The sequence below is a fragment of the Thermotoga profunda AZM34c06 genome (assembly GCF_000828675.1).
GTDB lineage: Bacteria > Thermotogota > Thermotogae > Thermotogales > DSM-5069 > Pseudothermotoga_B > Pseudothermotoga_B profunda.
The window spans coordinates 1,149,943-1,163,975 of the sequence record NZ_AP014510.1; the positions used below are offsets into that span (position 1 = coordinate 1,149,943).

The 14,033-nt window shown below is 40.1% G+C and carries 15 protein-coding genes; 9 read left to right on the forward strand and 6 right to left on the reverse strand.

Annotated features, from left to right (window positions below; all coding sequences use genetic code 11):
* The first annotated feature begins 13 nt into the window (after positions 1 to 13).
* Entirely contained in the window at positions 14 to 658 is a 645-nt protein-coding gene (locus TSP02S_RS05545; RefSeq protein ID WP_041082523.1) for a class II aldolase/adducin family protein, read from the forward strand.
* A gap of 6 nt (positions 659 to 664) precedes the next feature.
* Here TSP02S_RS05545 and TSP02S_RS05550 read toward each other — a convergent pair whose 3' ends face one another.
* The gene (locus TSP02S_RS05550) at positions 665 to 1,126 is read right to left on the reverse strand and encodes a hypothetical protein (protein ID WP_052465335.1); all 462 of its coding nucleotides are present in this window, start codon (positions 1,124 to 1,126) and stop codon (positions 665 to 667) included.
* Positions 1,127 to 1,140: 14 nt separating this feature from the next.
* Entirely contained in the window at positions 1,141 to 1,932 is a 792-nt protein-coding gene (gene proC, locus TSP02S_RS05555) for a pyrroline-5-carboxylate reductase (protein WP_041082525.1), read from the reverse strand.
* Between the two features lie 206 nt (positions 1,933 to 2,138).
* Between proC and TSP02S_RS05560 the strand changes: the two genes are divergently transcribed.
* Genes TSP02S_RS05560 through TSP02S_RS05595 form a run of 8 tightly spaced genes read left to right on the forward strand, consistent with a single transcriptional unit; the run spans position 2,139 to position 11,155 of the window.
* The gene (locus tag TSP02S_RS05560) at positions 2,139 to 3,131 is read left to right on the forward strand and encodes a tripartite tricarboxylate transporter substrate binding protein (protein ID WP_041082526.1); all 993 of its coding nucleotides are present in this window, start codon (positions 2,139 to 2,141) and stop codon (positions 3,129 to 3,131) included.
* A gap of 47 nt (positions 3,132 to 3,178) precedes the next feature.
* Positions 3,179 to 3,622 carry a tripartite tricarboxylate transporter TctB family protein gene (locus tag TSP02S_RS05565; protein WP_041082528.1) on the forward strand — a complete coding sequence of 148 codons (444 nt, stop codon included), beginning with the start codon at positions 3,179 to 3,181 and terminating at the stop codon, positions 3,620 to 3,622.
* A 14-nt stretch (positions 3,623 to 3,636) separates the two neighbouring features.
* A complete protein-coding gene (locus tag TSP02S_RS05570; RefSeq protein WP_041082529.1) occupies positions 3,637 to 5,136 on the forward strand; it encodes a tripartite tricarboxylate transporter permease in 1,500 nt (499 codons plus the stop codon).
* Complete coding sequence (locus TSP02S_RS05575; RefSeq protein WP_041082531.1) at positions 5,129 to 6,307, forward strand: Gfo/Idh/MocA family protein; 1,179 nt, start codon at positions 5,129 to 5,131, stop codon at positions 6,305 to 6,307. The genes TSP02S_RS05570 and TSP02S_RS05575 overlap by 8 nt, the downstream gene beginning before the upstream one ends.
* 18 nt (positions 6,308 to 6,325) lie before the next feature.
* Complete coding sequence (locus TSP02S_RS05580) at positions 6,326 to 7,486, forward strand: 4Fe-4S binding protein (RefSeq protein ID WP_041082533.1); 1,161 nt, start codon at positions 6,326 to 6,328, stop codon at positions 7,484 to 7,486.
* Complete coding sequence (locus tag TSP02S_RS05585; RefSeq protein WP_041082534.1) at positions 7,483 to 9,267, forward strand: FAD-binding protein; 1,785 nt, start codon at positions 7,483 to 7,485, stop codon at positions 9,265 to 9,267. The genes TSP02S_RS05580 and TSP02S_RS05585 overlap by 4 nt, the downstream gene beginning before the upstream one ends.
* Complete coding sequence (locus TSP02S_RS05590; RefSeq protein ID WP_041082535.1) at positions 9,268 to 10,359, forward strand: zinc-binding dehydrogenase; 1,092 nt, start codon at positions 9,268 to 9,270, stop codon at positions 10,357 to 10,359.
* Positions 10,343 to 11,155: an IclR family transcriptional regulator gene (locus TSP02S_RS05595; RefSeq protein ID WP_232503664.1), complete on the forward strand. Its 813-nt coding sequence runs from the start codon at positions 10,343 to 10,345 to the stop codon at positions 11,153 to 11,155. Before TSP02S_RS05590 ends, TSP02S_RS05595 begins: the two co-directional genes overlap by 17 nt.
* A gap of 79 nt (positions 11,156 to 11,234) precedes the next feature.
* Here the strand turns inward: TSP02S_RS05595 and TSP02S_RS05600 are convergent, their stop codons facing one another.
* Genes TSP02S_RS05600 through TSP02S_RS05615 form a run of 4 tightly spaced genes read right to left on the reverse strand, consistent with a single transcriptional unit; the run spans position 11,235 to position 14,019 of the window.
* Entirely contained in the window at positions 11,235 to 12,077 is an 843-nt protein-coding gene (locus TSP02S_RS05600) for a metal ABC transporter permease (RefSeq protein WP_052465336.1), read from the reverse strand.
* Entirely contained in the window at positions 12,061 to 12,798 is a 738-nt protein-coding gene (locus TSP02S_RS05605) for a metal ABC transporter ATP-binding protein (RefSeq protein ID WP_041082537.1), read from the reverse strand. Before TSP02S_RS05605 ends, TSP02S_RS05600 begins: the two co-directional genes overlap by 17 nt.
* Positions 12,788 to 13,645: a metal ABC transporter substrate-binding protein gene (locus TSP02S_RS05610; RefSeq protein WP_041082539.1), complete on the reverse strand. Its 858-nt coding sequence runs from the start codon at positions 13,643 to 13,645 to the stop codon at positions 12,788 to 12,790. The genes TSP02S_RS05605 and TSP02S_RS05610 overlap by 11 nt, the downstream gene beginning before the upstream one ends.
* Positions 13,642 to 14,019 (reverse strand): Fur family transcriptional regulator, encoded by a 378-nt coding sequence (locus TSP02S_RS05615; protein WP_041082541.1) that lies wholly within the window; start codon positions 14,017 to 14,019, stop codon positions 13,642 to 13,644. The genes TSP02S_RS05610 and TSP02S_RS05615 overlap by 4 nt, the downstream gene beginning before the upstream one ends.
* Positions 14,020 to 14,033 lie beyond the last annotated feature (14 nt).

Sequence of the window (14,033 nt, forward strand, 5' to 3'; positions counted from 1 at the left end):
TCGAGGTGATAAAGTGTACGAAGAATACAAAAACCTAATAGTACAATTTGGTTTGAAAATCCTTAGATCCAATCATGTGAGTGGTACATCTGGTAACATAAGTTTAAGGATATCCAATGATTTATTGGCAATCACACCGAGTGGAGTCGCTTATGATGAACTTTCTACGAGGGACATACCTATCATAGACTTGCAAGGTCTTTTGATTGAAGGTGATCTAAAACCATCGATAGAATATCAATTACACACCATGATATACAAAACTTTTCAAGATGTTAACGCTGTTATTCATACACATTCAATATATTCAACAGTTCTGTCAGTGCTTCATAAACCATTACCGGCAATCTATGAAACACTTCTGACGATTGGTGATCCGATACCAGTCAGTGAATATGCAAATGCTGGATCGTTAGAATTGGCAAAAAACGTCGTTGAATGTATGAAAAAAAGCAAGGCAGTTATCATAGCGAACCATGGCCTTGTTTGTGCAGCAAAAACACTTCAAGAGGCCTTTGATATGTGTGAAACTGTTGAAAGAGGAGCCCAGGTTTATGTCACGGCATTGTCAACAGGCTTCCCGATCCAGACAATTGACGAGAAGCATGCAAAAGAAGCGGCTGAGTTCCTCAGGAAAAACTATGGTCAAAGGCGATAAATATGATTATTTTTTCTTAGCAGTTGCAAATATCAACACTCCAAATGCGATTACAAGTATTCCAAAAACAATTCTCACAAATGTCCACTGATACAGACTTATACCAAATAAGGCTACAGAAATTCCAAAAAGAATGGTTGAAGCAATCAAAATACCCTTCGAATGGTTAGCAAAATAAGTCTGAATCATACCAATTGCGGGCGCCATGACAAAAACAGGCCATAGATAAGCCATGTGTGAGAAACCCTTAATGGTACAAAAGAGTAGAAGAACTCCTATGGTGGTGAGAATCCCCCCTGGTATGAATCTACCGACATGTTTACCAAAAGCACCAACTTCAAAGCCAACTCCCAGTACAATTAGTATCACAGACCAAATGTAGTTTGCATTCAGATTGAAAATCAAAACAAGACCAATGATAATTAAAAAGATAGCGACTAATGCAGCCCCTATACTGATTTTCCCCACTTAAAAACACCTCCCTATTGACTAAGTTCTTTTTGAAGCTGAATTGCCTTGAGGTATGTTTCTTGAATAGTCTTCATCAAAGCACCTCTAATACCTTCTCTTTCCATCCTGTATATGCCTTCAATCGTGGTCCCTGCTGGTGAGGTAACCACGTGTCTGAACTCACCCGGATGATCACCTAATCTCAGCAATAATTCCGAAGAGCCTCTTAATGTCTCAAGCACCATTAAGCGAGATGTCTCATACGACAATCCTACGCGAATCCCAGCGTCTATCAATGCTTCAATTATAACAAAGATGAAAGCAGGAGCGCTACCACTGAGTGCTGTGACAGCAGCAAGGTGTTTTTCGTCTACTTCAACGATAGTCCCCAAAGCTGACAAAAGCTTACAACACCTTTTCCAATCATCTTCACCAACATGCGAGGAACGACTAACACCCACCACACCCCTGCCGATCATCGCTGGAACGTTTGGCATGATTCTTACCACCTTTTCGCAATTCGTCTTCAGAATAATCCTTTCAATCGTTACAGCAGTCATAGTGCTCACAATTAATGCGTTGAGTTTACCCAACTGTGAAAACATCTCTTCACTATCTTGAGGTTTCACGCAAAGAAAGATCACATCGCAGAATCGAGAGATTTCAGCAGGTGTTGCCAATCTATATCCCTTTTCAACGAAAGGTATTAATTTTTGCTGAGATCTGTTTGCAAGAAATATCTCGTCAGCTTTGTACAAACCTGACTCAACCAATCTCTTTGCGATGATAGAGCCAATATTTCCAACACCCACAATTCCTATCATACATGGTTCTCCTTTCCACATAACTACAAGCTACAGGGAGAATTTTTTCATAAAACGGAGTATAAGGGATATTTCGAATCTTTTCCGATGATAATAGCACATAAAATTTGTATTTTCAACTTGATCTTTTACAAGAGATAGCTTACTATTGTGAAAGAGTATTTCACTTAATGAAATACATTATCCTAAGGTTGGGAGGGATTGAGATGAAAAGAGTACTGACACTCTTGGTAGTGGTTTTATCATTGGTTTTTATCTTCGCAGAGTGGAAGCCAACTAAATCCATTACGGTAATCGTTCCATGGTCAGCAGGTGGTTCAACTGATCAGGTCACCAGAATGATCACAAGCCAGATGGAGCCATTTCTCGGTCGCAAGTTTGTGATTGTTAACACAGCTGGTGGCGGTGGCTCGATCGGCACAGTGAACACATGGAATGCAGCACACGATGGTTATACCTGGACAGCGAACGCTGTTTTAGATCTAACAAAATATGCTCTACTTGAAGAAACAATACCATTTACCCACAGAGATTGGAAATATTTCCTATGCATTTATGCACCAAATGTTGTAGTTGTAAATCCTAACACACCGTACAAAACTATTGATGAATTAATTCAAGCAATGAAAGCTAATCCAGAAATTCCCATAAGCTCTGCGGGTACCGGCAGTGGTGGACATGTAGCGGCAGAAATCTTTGCTGAATACTTCGGCTTGAAATACAAACATACCCCTTATGCTGGTGGAAATCCTGCAACCGTTGCCGTAGTATCAGGAGAAGTCGTTGGAAATATGCAATTTTCAATGGAAGTAGCAGATATGCTCAGAGCTGGTAAATTGAGAGCTCTATGTACCCTCAGTGCAGAACCTTTAACGATTTCTGGCTACGGCACGATTCCATCTATTCGCCAATGGTATCCAGATTTCCCAGATGTTGGTGCTTACTTTGGATTGGTAATTCCAAAAGATGTCCCTGCTGAAGTCTTAGAAACAGTCGGCCAAGTTTTCGAAAAAGCAGCTAATTCGCAAGCCATGAAAGATTGGGCAGAGAAGCAAGGATTGGTTTCTGTGTGTATTTATGGTGATCAAGCAAGTGAGATAGTAGAACAAGTTGCAAGACGAGTTACATGGCTTTTGTATGACAGAGGAGTTCTGAAAATATCTCCCGAGAAATACAACATCCCAAGAATTGGTAAATAATCACGATAGCGCCCACTTTAGTGGGCGCTATTTTAGGAGGCTTTGACATGAAAGATAAAATAACCGCCGTTGTTTTTATGTTGTTGGCTTTATTCTTTTTAATAGGTGCTTTCTTTATGCCCTTTACAACTGAATATGGGAAATATGGTGCCCCAGGAATAGTACCTATTGTTTTCTCGACAATCGTGATCCTACTCAACTTGGTTATGTTTTTGCGCAAAAGAGAAAAAAAAGTACCATCTCAGACCGATCAGGACAGGCAGAGAATTTCTGCTGAAAACAAAAGGCTTTTGATTTCTGTCATAATCTGTCTGGGTTATGTTTTTCTATTAGGACACCTGAATTTCATAATATTGACGAGTATCTTTGTAGCGACTCTTTCGCTCATTTTCTATAGAAAAAAACCTGTTTTGATAATAGTTGTTTCAGTACTTGTCACCTATGGCATTTACTACATATTTGAGAAACTGTTTCTCTTACCTTTACCTTAAGGGAGTGTCCGATCATGAATGTACTTTCGAGTTACTTTGGATATATTGTTGACATAATCACCGACCCTTTGCTTTTATTCAACATGGCTTGGGCGACACTACTTGGTATTCTCGTTGGTGTGTTACCTGGTCTGACTGCGACTCTCGGTGTGGCTATATTGACTACATTGACTTTTGGTTTTCCTGCAAAAACCGCCATAGCCATGCTGATAGGTGTCTACATCGGTGCAATTTATGGAGGAAGTAGGACGGCAATCGTTTTAAATATACCAGGTACTCCAGCGAATGCGGCGACTACAGTTGATGGATTTCCCATTGCCCGTTCTGGTCATGCCGGCTTCGCCTTGAATGTTGCCACTATGATGTCTGGTCTTGGATCGATCATTGGTGCTCTTTTCATAGTTACTCTGGCTCCATTGTTGGGCAAACTTGCACTTCAATTTGGTTCATGGGAGTTTGCTGTTCTTGCCATTTTTGGTACGATTATCGCAGGAAGTCTGACTGCACCAAAGGATCCATTAAAAGGTTGGATAGCTGGGTTCCTTGGATTGATGATTTCACAAATAGGGTTAGATGAAATCACTTCGTACCCGCGTTATACCTTTGGAAATATTCAACTTTATGGAGGAATTGCTTTATTACCTGTTCTTGTGGGGGTATATGGTATACCAGAAATACTCATGAGTTTGAAAAGAACAACGAAAGCAGAAGTGGCTTTGGATTTTTCAAAAGGAAAGAAAGAATTATCTTACAGGAAAACAATTGGCAAAAACTGGCTTAACATAATAAGATCTGGCGTGGTTGGCGTTTTCATTGGCGTTATACCCGGCGTAGGTGAGGATGTGGCATCATGGGTTTCTTATGATTTAGCGAAACGTTCAAGTAAAGAACCCGAAAAATTTGGTAATGGCTCTATTGAAGGTCTTTCAGCCGCGGAAACTGCAAATAATGCATGCGTTGCAGGCGCGATAATACCTGTTCTGACACTTGCAGTACCTGGCAGTGCACCTGCAGCGGTTTTACTTGCAGCTTTGTGGATTCACGGTGTAAGGGCTGGTCCACTTTTGCCAATTGAACATCCAGAAATGATCGGTAATGTCGCAGCAATGTTTACTATAGCGACGTTATTGATGGTAATCTTTGGATTAATCATAACAAGGTTATTTCTTAAAATACTTCTTGTACCAACGGAAATTCTCATGCCGATAATCTTCGTACTCTGCGTTGTGGGTACCTATGTTTTAAATGGGCGCATGTTTGATGTATGGATAATGCTATTGTTTGGCTTATTAGGATACTTTATGCGATTGAATGATTTTCCTGCAGCTCCTTTTGTGCTTGGTTTCATATTAGGACCAATGGCTGATACCAATATGAGGCGTGCCCTCATGCTCGCAAAAGGTGATCTACTTCCATTTATAACACGTCCAGTTTCTTTGGTACTTTTGATTGCCATGGTTCTTGTGATGATCTCAAAGTACATACCAAGAAAGCGAGGTGCAAAAAATGAATAAGATAAGAGTCGGAATAGTTGGCGCGGGATTTGTTTCACATATTCACATAAATGCCTATAGAGAAAATAAAGAATTCTTTGATATAGTTGGAGTCTGTGCTTCTCACATCGAAAACGCTGAAAAAGTTGCCAAGCAATATGATATTCCAAAAGTTTTTAAAGATTATCAGCAACTCATCAAAAGTGATCAAATTGATGTGATAGATGTTTGTGTTCCAACAAATGTACATGAAGAGGTCATTTTAGCTGCCATTGAAAATGGTAAAGATGTGATATGTGAAAAACCACTCACAGGTTATTTTGGCGAGGATATGCCTGATGTTGAAAAAGTTGGAGATGTTGACAAAGATCACATGTACAAGAAAGTTCTTACAAAAATACAGAAGATTGAAAACGCACTAAAATCAAGTAGATCAAAATTCATGTATGCAGAGAATTTTGTTTATTCTCCTGCTATTAGTAAAGCAAAGAGAATGCTCTCTGTTTCAAAGGCACCTATACTTGAATTGAGAGCAGAGGAGAGTCATTCAGGTTCCCATGCCACTTATTCAAGAAAATGGAAAACAGCTGGCGGGGGAAGCCTACTGAGGATGGGTTCACACCCAATTGGTGCAGTAATACATTTAAAGCATTTTGAGGGAAAGATGAAATATGGGAAAGCAGTTCATGTGAAATCTGTCTTTGCAGAGATTGGAAAATTGACAAAAATCCAGAGTGTCAAGAACTTTGAAAAGGTATACATGGTCACTGATTGGTTTGATGTTGAAGATTGGTCATGTGCGATCTTGACTTTCGAAGACGAATCAAAAGCTATCGTGATTTCAAATGATATAAGCCTTGGTGGAGTGAAGAATTTTGTGCAAATCAATACTGCAAATGGAATGATCTATTGTAATATCACACCCAACAACATGATGGTTGCCTATACACCTTCTTCAGAAACATGGGGGAATGAATACATTGCAGAAAAAATCGAGACAAAGGCTGGTTGGACCTTCCCATCTCCTGAGGAAGACTGGGTAAGAGGTTATCCCCAGGAAATGAGAGATTTCGCTATGGCAATTTTGGGTGATAAAGAACCTGAATCGGATTTTGAACTTGCAAAAGAAACAACTAAGGTCATATACGCAGCATATCTCTCGGCGGAAAAAGGATTGAGAATAGACCTATGAAAATGGAGGTTTTACAAAATGGATCTGTCTTGTGAATATGTTGGGCTGAAGCTGAAAAATCCAATCATTGTTGCATCATCGGGTCTTGCAGAGAATTTAAAAAACATGAAAAAGGCGGAAGAACATGGTGCAGCATGTGTAGTAGTCAAATCTTTTTTTGAGGAAAAGGTTTGTCGAATCTCCCCAACGCCAAGATTTGAGATTATAGAAAGAAAGATGGGAAAACTCAGATCACATACGTTTTATTCTTTTGAACAAGCAAGTCCATATGAAGCAGATGAATATTTCGAAGAAGTTAGAAAAGCAATCAATACACTTTCTATTCCAGTTATACCGAGTATAAATTGCATCACGGATGAAGGATGGAAAAAATATTCCAAGATGGCAGAACAAATCGGTGCCCCGGCACTTGAATTGAATGTTTCATGCCCACATGGATCGATTTCTTTTAGAGGTGGAGATGTTGAGGAAAAAATTTTAAATGTCGCAAAGATCGTTCGAGATAGCGTGAAAATTCCTCTGATCGTCAAACTTCCGATGCAACTTTCCTCACCACTCTCTATGGCAAAAATGCTCGAAAGGATTGGTATAAACGGTGTTGTCATGTTCAATCGACTGACAGGCCTTGATATAGATCTTGAGAAAGAACGGCCGATCATGCATGGTGGTTACGCGGGACATGGTGGGCCATGGGCTTTCAATTATGTTTTGAGATGGATTGCTAATAGTAGCCCACATTTGTCTTTATCAATAGCCGCATCTGGTGGTGTGGGAAGTGGCGAGGACATTATCAAATACATCTACGCTGGTGCAGATGTAGTCGAAGTGTGTAGTTTGATATACCTCTTGGGTTATGATACCATAGATCTTCTACTCGAGCAGATAAGGCAATTCATGGAAAGAAAATCTTACAATGATTTTTCACAGTTCAGAGGCAAGGTAAGTGGCAAGGCGATCTTGGGCAATGAGGAAATCGACAGAAGGCACCTTTTCAAGGCTGTGATCGACTCACAATTGTGTACCTCTTGTGGAATTTGCCAAAAGGTTTGTATCTACGATGCACCGATAAAGGGTGAAAAGGCATATTTCATAACAGATCTGTGTGATGGTTGCGGACTTTGCGTGAAACTCTGTCCAACGAGGGCTATCACCATGGTACATTGGGAGGAGAAAAGATGAAAAGAATTGTTGCAGATGTGGTTGTCGTCGGTGGCGGCGGAGCTGGTATGAGAGCAGCCTTAGCTGCCAAAGAAACCGCGCCTGAATTAGATGTTCTATTGATCAGTAAAAAACCTTTAGGAAAAGGCGGAACAACTGCACTTGCTTGTTCTGATAGAATGGCTTTTCACGCAACACTGCCTTACACTTTGCCAGTTCATGATAACTTCAAAGAGCACGCTATGGATATATACAAGATCGGTGGTGAGGTTTCCGATTATGATTTGGCTGAAATCCTTGCAAAGGAAAGTGCTCATGCACTTGAATATCTGTTGCGTATAGGTGTACCTTTTGCAAAGACACCTGATGGCAAGATCGATCAATTTCTCACCGACGGATCTATATACCCGCGTGCGTGCTATGTGGGACCAGAGACGGCTGTAGAAATTGCAAAAGCCTTGCAAAGAGAGGTCAATCGATCGAATTTAAGAGTTATTGAAAATTTGATGGTCTATGACTTTGTTGTCAAAGATAATCGCGTGGTTGCAGCAAGGGCTATCAACTTACTAACAGATGAGCTTGTTCTTATTCAAGGGAAAACCTTTGTCTTGGCAACAGGTGGTGCGGGAGCACTTTATTTGCAGAATGTTTTTCCAAATGAAATGACAGGAGACGGATATGCTGCTGCACTCAAGGCAGGGGCCGAGCTTGTCAATATGGAATTCATGCAGATCGGTATCTGTCATCCACATCTGCTCTTTGCGAGCTCGGGAAGCATGTTCAGGGCATTGCCGAGAATTGTCGACGAAACCCAAAGGGAGTTTCTACAAGATTATCTCAACGAATCAGATAGAGCAGAACTCGTCGTTCTTGAATTCAAAAAAGGTGCTCACTGGCCAGTCTCGTATGAATCGCCAACAAAGGTGATAGACCTTGCGGTCTATGCGCATACTTTGAAAGGACACAAGGTGTATCTGGACTTCACGAAAAATCCCACTTACTTTTCAGCAGAAAAGATACCACAGGAGATACTCAAATGGAGCGAAAAGGTCTCGAGTGAGTTGTTTGTGAATACTACTCCATACGAAAGGTTGGCAAAGATCAATCCAGCAGTTGTTGAATGGCTGAAAAAAAGACATATAGATCTTTCGAAAGAACCCATTCAGGTGCAAAATGCCTTACAGCACTTTCAAGGTGGTATTAAAATAGACAAAGACGCGAGAACATCGGTGAAGGGCTTGTATGCAGCTGGAGAATGTGCAGGAGGTCAACATGGTGCAAACAGGCCGGGTGGAAACTCTTTACTTGATACACAAGTTTTTGGAAAAATCTCTGGACAAAATGCAGCACTCGAGGCAAGACAAGTTCCTTTAACCCAAATTGATGTAGATACAGATGAGAGTCAGTTCTCACAAGGTGCAATACCTTCTTTGAAGGCACGGAAAATGATCATTGATGCTATTTCGCAATCTGCGTTCTTAATCAGACAGGAACAGCAAATTACAAAGGCTCTAAGCATCGTTGAGTCCATTGAAAAACAGGGTATCTGCAAAGATGAAAACGGCTTAGCTCATTTACTTGAGACAAAGAACATGCTTATCGTTGCAAAGGTGATTCTCACATCAATTTTATTAAGGGATGAAAGCAGAGGACCTCATTTGCGATTTTCTCATTTTGATCCACCAGTTATCAATTTTCTGCCAAGAAGAGATAATTGGAACAAGTATGTCGTTTTTTGGCTTGACGAAGATCAGAGACTCCGTTATGAGATAAGAATTCCTGTCAGACCAAGAGGTGATTGAATGAAATCAAAAGCGATGGTACTTGAACAATTCAACAAACCACTTGTTTTGAAAGAGTTTGAGTTGTCAAGATTGCCTGAAGGTGCTGTACTTGTGAAGCTGTTGGCAAGTGGTGTTTGTGGCAGTGATCTTCACATGGCAAAAGGTGAAGACCCACGAACTCCGCTACCGATAATCCTTGGACATGAAGGTGTCGGAGAGATTGTACAGATGGATGGCGAGAAAAAGGATCTCAATGGTGAAAAACTCAATCCCGGCGATAGAGTAATTTGGAATCGAGGGATAGTCTGTAACGAATGCTTTTGGTGCAAGGTGGCAAAACAACCATACCTTTGTCCGAACAGGAAGATCTACGGCATAAATCTTTCATGCAAAGAATATCCACATCTGTTTGGTGCATACAGTGAATACATGGTTCTGCTCAAAGAAACAGAGTTTGTTAAAATTCCCAAATCGATCGATCCAGCCAATCTGGTGATGGCTGGTTGTTCTGGTGCAACTTCAATGCATGGCTTTGATGTGCTCACAGAACCATTATTAGGTAAAACTGTAGTCGTACAAGGCGCTGGACCTTTAGGTGTCTTCTGTGTTGTCGCTGCCAAATCGTTGGGTGCTTCTACAGTGGTGATGATAAGCGGAACCAAACAAAGACTCGATCTGGCAATGGAGGCAGGGGCAGATTTGGTTCTAAACCGTCACGAAAGCTCCTTAGAGGAAAGAATTGCAATTGTGCAGAATCTCACACATAAACATGGAGCAGATGTGGTAATAGAAGCAAGTGGCAGTAGCAATGCATTGATTGAAGGTTTCAAATTACTCAGACGTGGAGGTACATATCTTGTGACTGGTGTCGCTGTACCCCAGCAAGCTATACCAGTCGATGTATACCACGATTTGGTTCTAAAAAACATCGATCTGAAAGGTATATGGGTCAGCGATGCAAGACATTTGGTTCAGGCAGTTGAGTTGGTAATTCGACACGAGAAGATTTTTGAAAAACTCATCACACACAGATTACCTTTAGAACAGGCAAATGAAGCCCTTAGACTGATCGAAGAAAGGCAGGCGTTGAAGGTTGTCCTTACATATTAAGGAGCTAAATGAAGAGAAGAAATTTCTGGGAAGTCCCAAGAAATTACTCGAAATCATGGAATATGTTGTTCGAAATCCTACGAGTGTGAGTACGACAGATGTGGCAAAGAATTTTTCGATGAGTATTTCCAACGCCTTTAAGTATCTGAAATTATTAGAAGAATATGGTTTTGTCGTTAAGAATCAGGAAAAAAAGTATGTTCCAGGCTTCAAGTTTGTCGATTTTGGAAGCATAGTATTGCGCAGAGTAACATTAAGAGATATAGCAAGACCTTATCTCTTTGACCTGGTGGCAAAGACTCATCAAACTGTTAACTTGGTTGTGCGTGATGGTGATATGGCAGTCTATGTTGAAAAGATCGAAAGCGCTGATAGTATGCCTCTGATGTCTCGCATTGGCATGCAGATGCCACTTTACAGTACAAGCTTTGGCAAAGCCATATTGGCTTACTTGACAGAAGAAGAACTACAACAATACCTTGCACGAGTCGAACTTGTGAAAAGAACTAATAAAACCATTGTCGATCGACAAAGGTTAATCGAACATCTGAAAAAGGTAAGACAACAGGGCTATGCCATCGATAATGAGGAAAATGAGTATGGAGTTAGGTGTATAGGTTGTGTTATTCTGAATCACGAAGGTAAGCCAGTTGGTGCGGTGAGTATAACAGGTTCGAAAACCAAACTCACTATGAATTTGATCAAGAAATATGCGCTGTTGGTGATGGCTTGTGCCAACGAAATCTCAAATAAGCTTGGTTATGATCTTCAAAAAACTCTAAAAGATTCTGTTTGACTTTCTTTTATCACAATCGGAATGTGTTTTCTGGCTGATTTTTGTAACATAAAGCTGCGTTTTTCTTGGACCTTCAGTGTTAAGATACTTTGTCTCTCTTCCGCGGTGATGCAAATGGGGATTTTTTCAGAGAAAGAAAGACAAGTAATAGAGAAAATCCCAACAATACCAGTACTGGACCTGGTGGGAGATCAAAATAATAGGCGATTAGAAAACCAATGAAAGATGCTACTAAATTGAAAGAAATAGCTTTTATGATCGCCTGTTTCAAAGACAGAGCAAATGCCTTTGCGAACACTCCAGGCAAGACCAAGAATGCTCCCATAACTATGACGCCGGCTATTTTCAAAGCAGATACCACGACAAAAGATGTCAAAAAGAGTACCAACAGTTTAATTGCACTGGTATTCACGCCATAGAATTTTGCCATGGTTTCATCGAAGATCCAATAGGATATTTCGTAGATCTTTGTAAAGATTGCAACGATTGTTATCGCAGCGACTATGGACAGAAAATAGATATCTTCTTTTGTAACCATGAGTATATTTCCAAAAAGATAAGAGGTCACATCTGTTGTATAGCGAGGTGACTTGGAAAAAATGATGACACCAATGGACATAAAGACAGGTAGCAAGATCCCAATTGCCGTACTCTCACGAAAGATTTGAGTACTGTTCAATTTGTAAGTGAGATAAGCAAAAGCAACGGTTGCAAGCATTGCACCTAAGAAGATGTTGAATCTTGCAATCACAGCCAGCGCAACACCGGCAAATATGGCATGGGCTAAGCCATCCCCTATGAACTCCATGCCTCTGTAGACGATAATCGGTGATGCAGTACCAGTTGATATGGCAACGATCAGTGTGGCTATGAACGCATATCTCAAAAATTCAAAATTGACGATGTCACTGAGTATACTCATTTCTTTCACGTCCTTTGTGTTCAACTTCGTAGTGCTGGTGTCCTCTGATCCAGATATCGAACTGACCAAACATCCTTTTGACATCTTCCAAATTCACACTCTGTGTTGAGCCATGACAGTGAAGTGTTTTGTTCAAACACATTATGTTTTCACATTTTTCGAATATCAAACCTATATCATGACTAACCATGAGGATCGTTATCTTTTTTCTCTGATTGAAATCGTTGAGCAAGTTATAGAATCTTGCCTTGCCCATTTCGTCTACTCCAGATTCTGGTTCATCCAGTATGAGTATCTCTGGATTCAAAATTAATGCACGGGCAAGTGAAACACGTTGAAATTCTCCACCAGATAGAGTACCAATCAGCTTTTGACCAAAACCACTTAGTCCGACTTCTTCTAAAACTTCTTCAACCTTTTCCTTCCAATCGGGTTGCTTTCTGATTGGAAGTCTCACAAAATCACAAACTCTCATGGGAAAATCGCGGTTGAAAGAAGAGAGTTGTGGTACATAACCTATTTTGCCGTTGATTATCACAGTACCTGTATGATCAATAAATCCCAAAATAGCTTTTACTAAAGTCGATTTGCCAGCACCATTTGGACCAATGATTCCAGTGAAGGAACCTACCTTTATCTCGAATGAGATATTTTTCAATATTTCTACATCGTTGAATTTGACAGATAAACCTTTTACAGCTATTGCGATGTTATTTTCCATCGATCTCCCCCTTAATGGTTTTATATGCGTTTTCGAACAGATCAACTATACTCTTTGCATTCAGTCCTAATGGATCAAGAATTCGATATTCTACCTTGAGCTCTTTTGATATAGTATCTATTGCTGATGGATTAAATTGCGGGCCAACAAAGATGCCTAACAATTTGGAATTTCTGGCTTGTTCTAATATTTCTTTTATGTGCGAAATTGTCGGCTGTTTTCCATGACCTTCTTCGACAGACAATATCTTTATACCGTATTTTCTGAACAGATAAAGATAAGATGGATGATCAAGAATCACGACGGAATTTGTGTACTTTGAGAAAAGTTCGTCAAAACGAATTGAAAGAGTTTTCAGAGACTCTATAAGAACACTCGCACGCGATCTGTAAACTGCGGCATTTGCTGGATCTTTCCTTACAAGTTCATCTGCTATGGAAGGTATTATATAATCACTCAAAAAATCTAGTGAAAGCCAAATGTGTGGATTGAATTCTTCGTGATTTTCGTTATCTTTTTCTCTGTGGATCTCGTCTGAAGCAATTAGATCCTGCGGTATATACTTTGTAAGATACAGAACATTTTTGTAATTCTTCAAATATGCATCGTCCAGCCCCAAACCGTTTGCGATTATTAAATCAGCTTTTGCAAGTTTCTTCATATCACTCACCGTAGGGCTGAAAGAATGTGGATCGCTACCAGGTTTGATCAGTAAAGTCAGATTGATTTTGTCGTTCGCAATTTCTTTGAGTATCAAATAGTAAGGATTTATAGTGGCAATCACCTCCAAAGAAGATGCGAAGATCGCCACTGTGCCAAGTAGGAGGATTAAAACCACAGCTTTCATCTTTTATCAACCTCCTGTTGTTGCAAACATTTTGGGCATAGACCTTTGAACAGAATGAAGTGTTCCTGTATTTGAATTTTCATTTTCCTCTGAAGATGTTTTTCGTATTCTTCTATGAAACAATCGTAAATTGGGAAGAAATGGTTGCACTTTGAACATATGAAAAAATGCTTGTGTTCAGATGAAGAATAATAATAGCTGCATTGATGAAGCGAGAATGACTTTATCTGACCTGTTCTTAACAAGTAATCAAGAGCTCTGTAAACCGTTGGGAGACTGGTTTTAGATAACTTTTCTATGTCGTAGGCACTCAATGGCACTGAGGAGGTTTCGATGATCTGAAATATGTTATCTCTATTTCTGGTCGTTCTCATGATCTTACCACCTT

Coding starts and splice junctions, on each gene's coding strand:
- proC (WP_041082525.1), bottom strand. CDS start 1,932: ATGATAGGAATTGTGGGTGTTGGAAATATTGGCTCTATCATCGCAAAG.
- TSP02S_RS05560 (WP_041082526.1), top strand. CDS start 2,139: ATGAAAAGAGTACTGACACTCTTGGTAGTGGTTTTATCATTGGTTTTT.
- TSP02S_RS05565 (WP_041082528.1), top strand. CDS start 3,179: ATGAAAGATAAAATAACCGCCGTTGTTTTTATGTTGTTGGCTTTATTC.
- TSP02S_RS05570 (WP_041082529.1), top strand. CDS start 3,637: ATGAATGTACTTTCGAGTTACTTTGGATATATTGTTGACATAATCACC.
- TSP02S_RS05575 (WP_041082531.1), top strand. CDS start 5,129: ATGAATAAGATAAGAGTCGGAATAGTTGGCGCGGGATTTGTTTCACAT.
- TSP02S_RS05580 (WP_041082533.1), top strand. CDS start 6,326: ATGGATCTGTCTTGTGAATATGTTGGGCTGAAGCTGAAAAATCCAATC.
- TSP02S_RS05585 (WP_041082534.1), top strand. CDS start 7,483: ATGAAAAGAATTGTTGCAGATGTGGTTGTCGTCGGTGGCGGCGGAGCT.
- TSP02S_RS05590 (WP_041082535.1), top strand. CDS start 9,268: ATGAAATCAAAAGCGATGGTACTTGAACAATTCAACAAACCACTTGTT.
- TSP02S_RS05600 (WP_052465336.1), bottom strand. CDS start 12,077: ATGAGTATACTCAGTGACATCGTCAATTTTGAATTTTTGAGATATGCG.
- TSP02S_RS05605 (WP_041082537.1), bottom strand. CDS start 12,798: ATGGAAAATAACATCGCAATAGCTGTAAAAGGTTTATCTGTCAAATTC.
- TSP02S_RS05610 (WP_041082539.1), bottom strand. CDS start 13,645: ATGAAAGCTGTGGTTTTAATCCTCCTACTTGGCACAGTGGCGATCTTC.
- TSP02S_RS05615 (WP_041082541.1), bottom strand. CDS start 14,019: ATGAGAACGACCAGAAATAGAGATAACATATTTCAGATCATCGAAACC.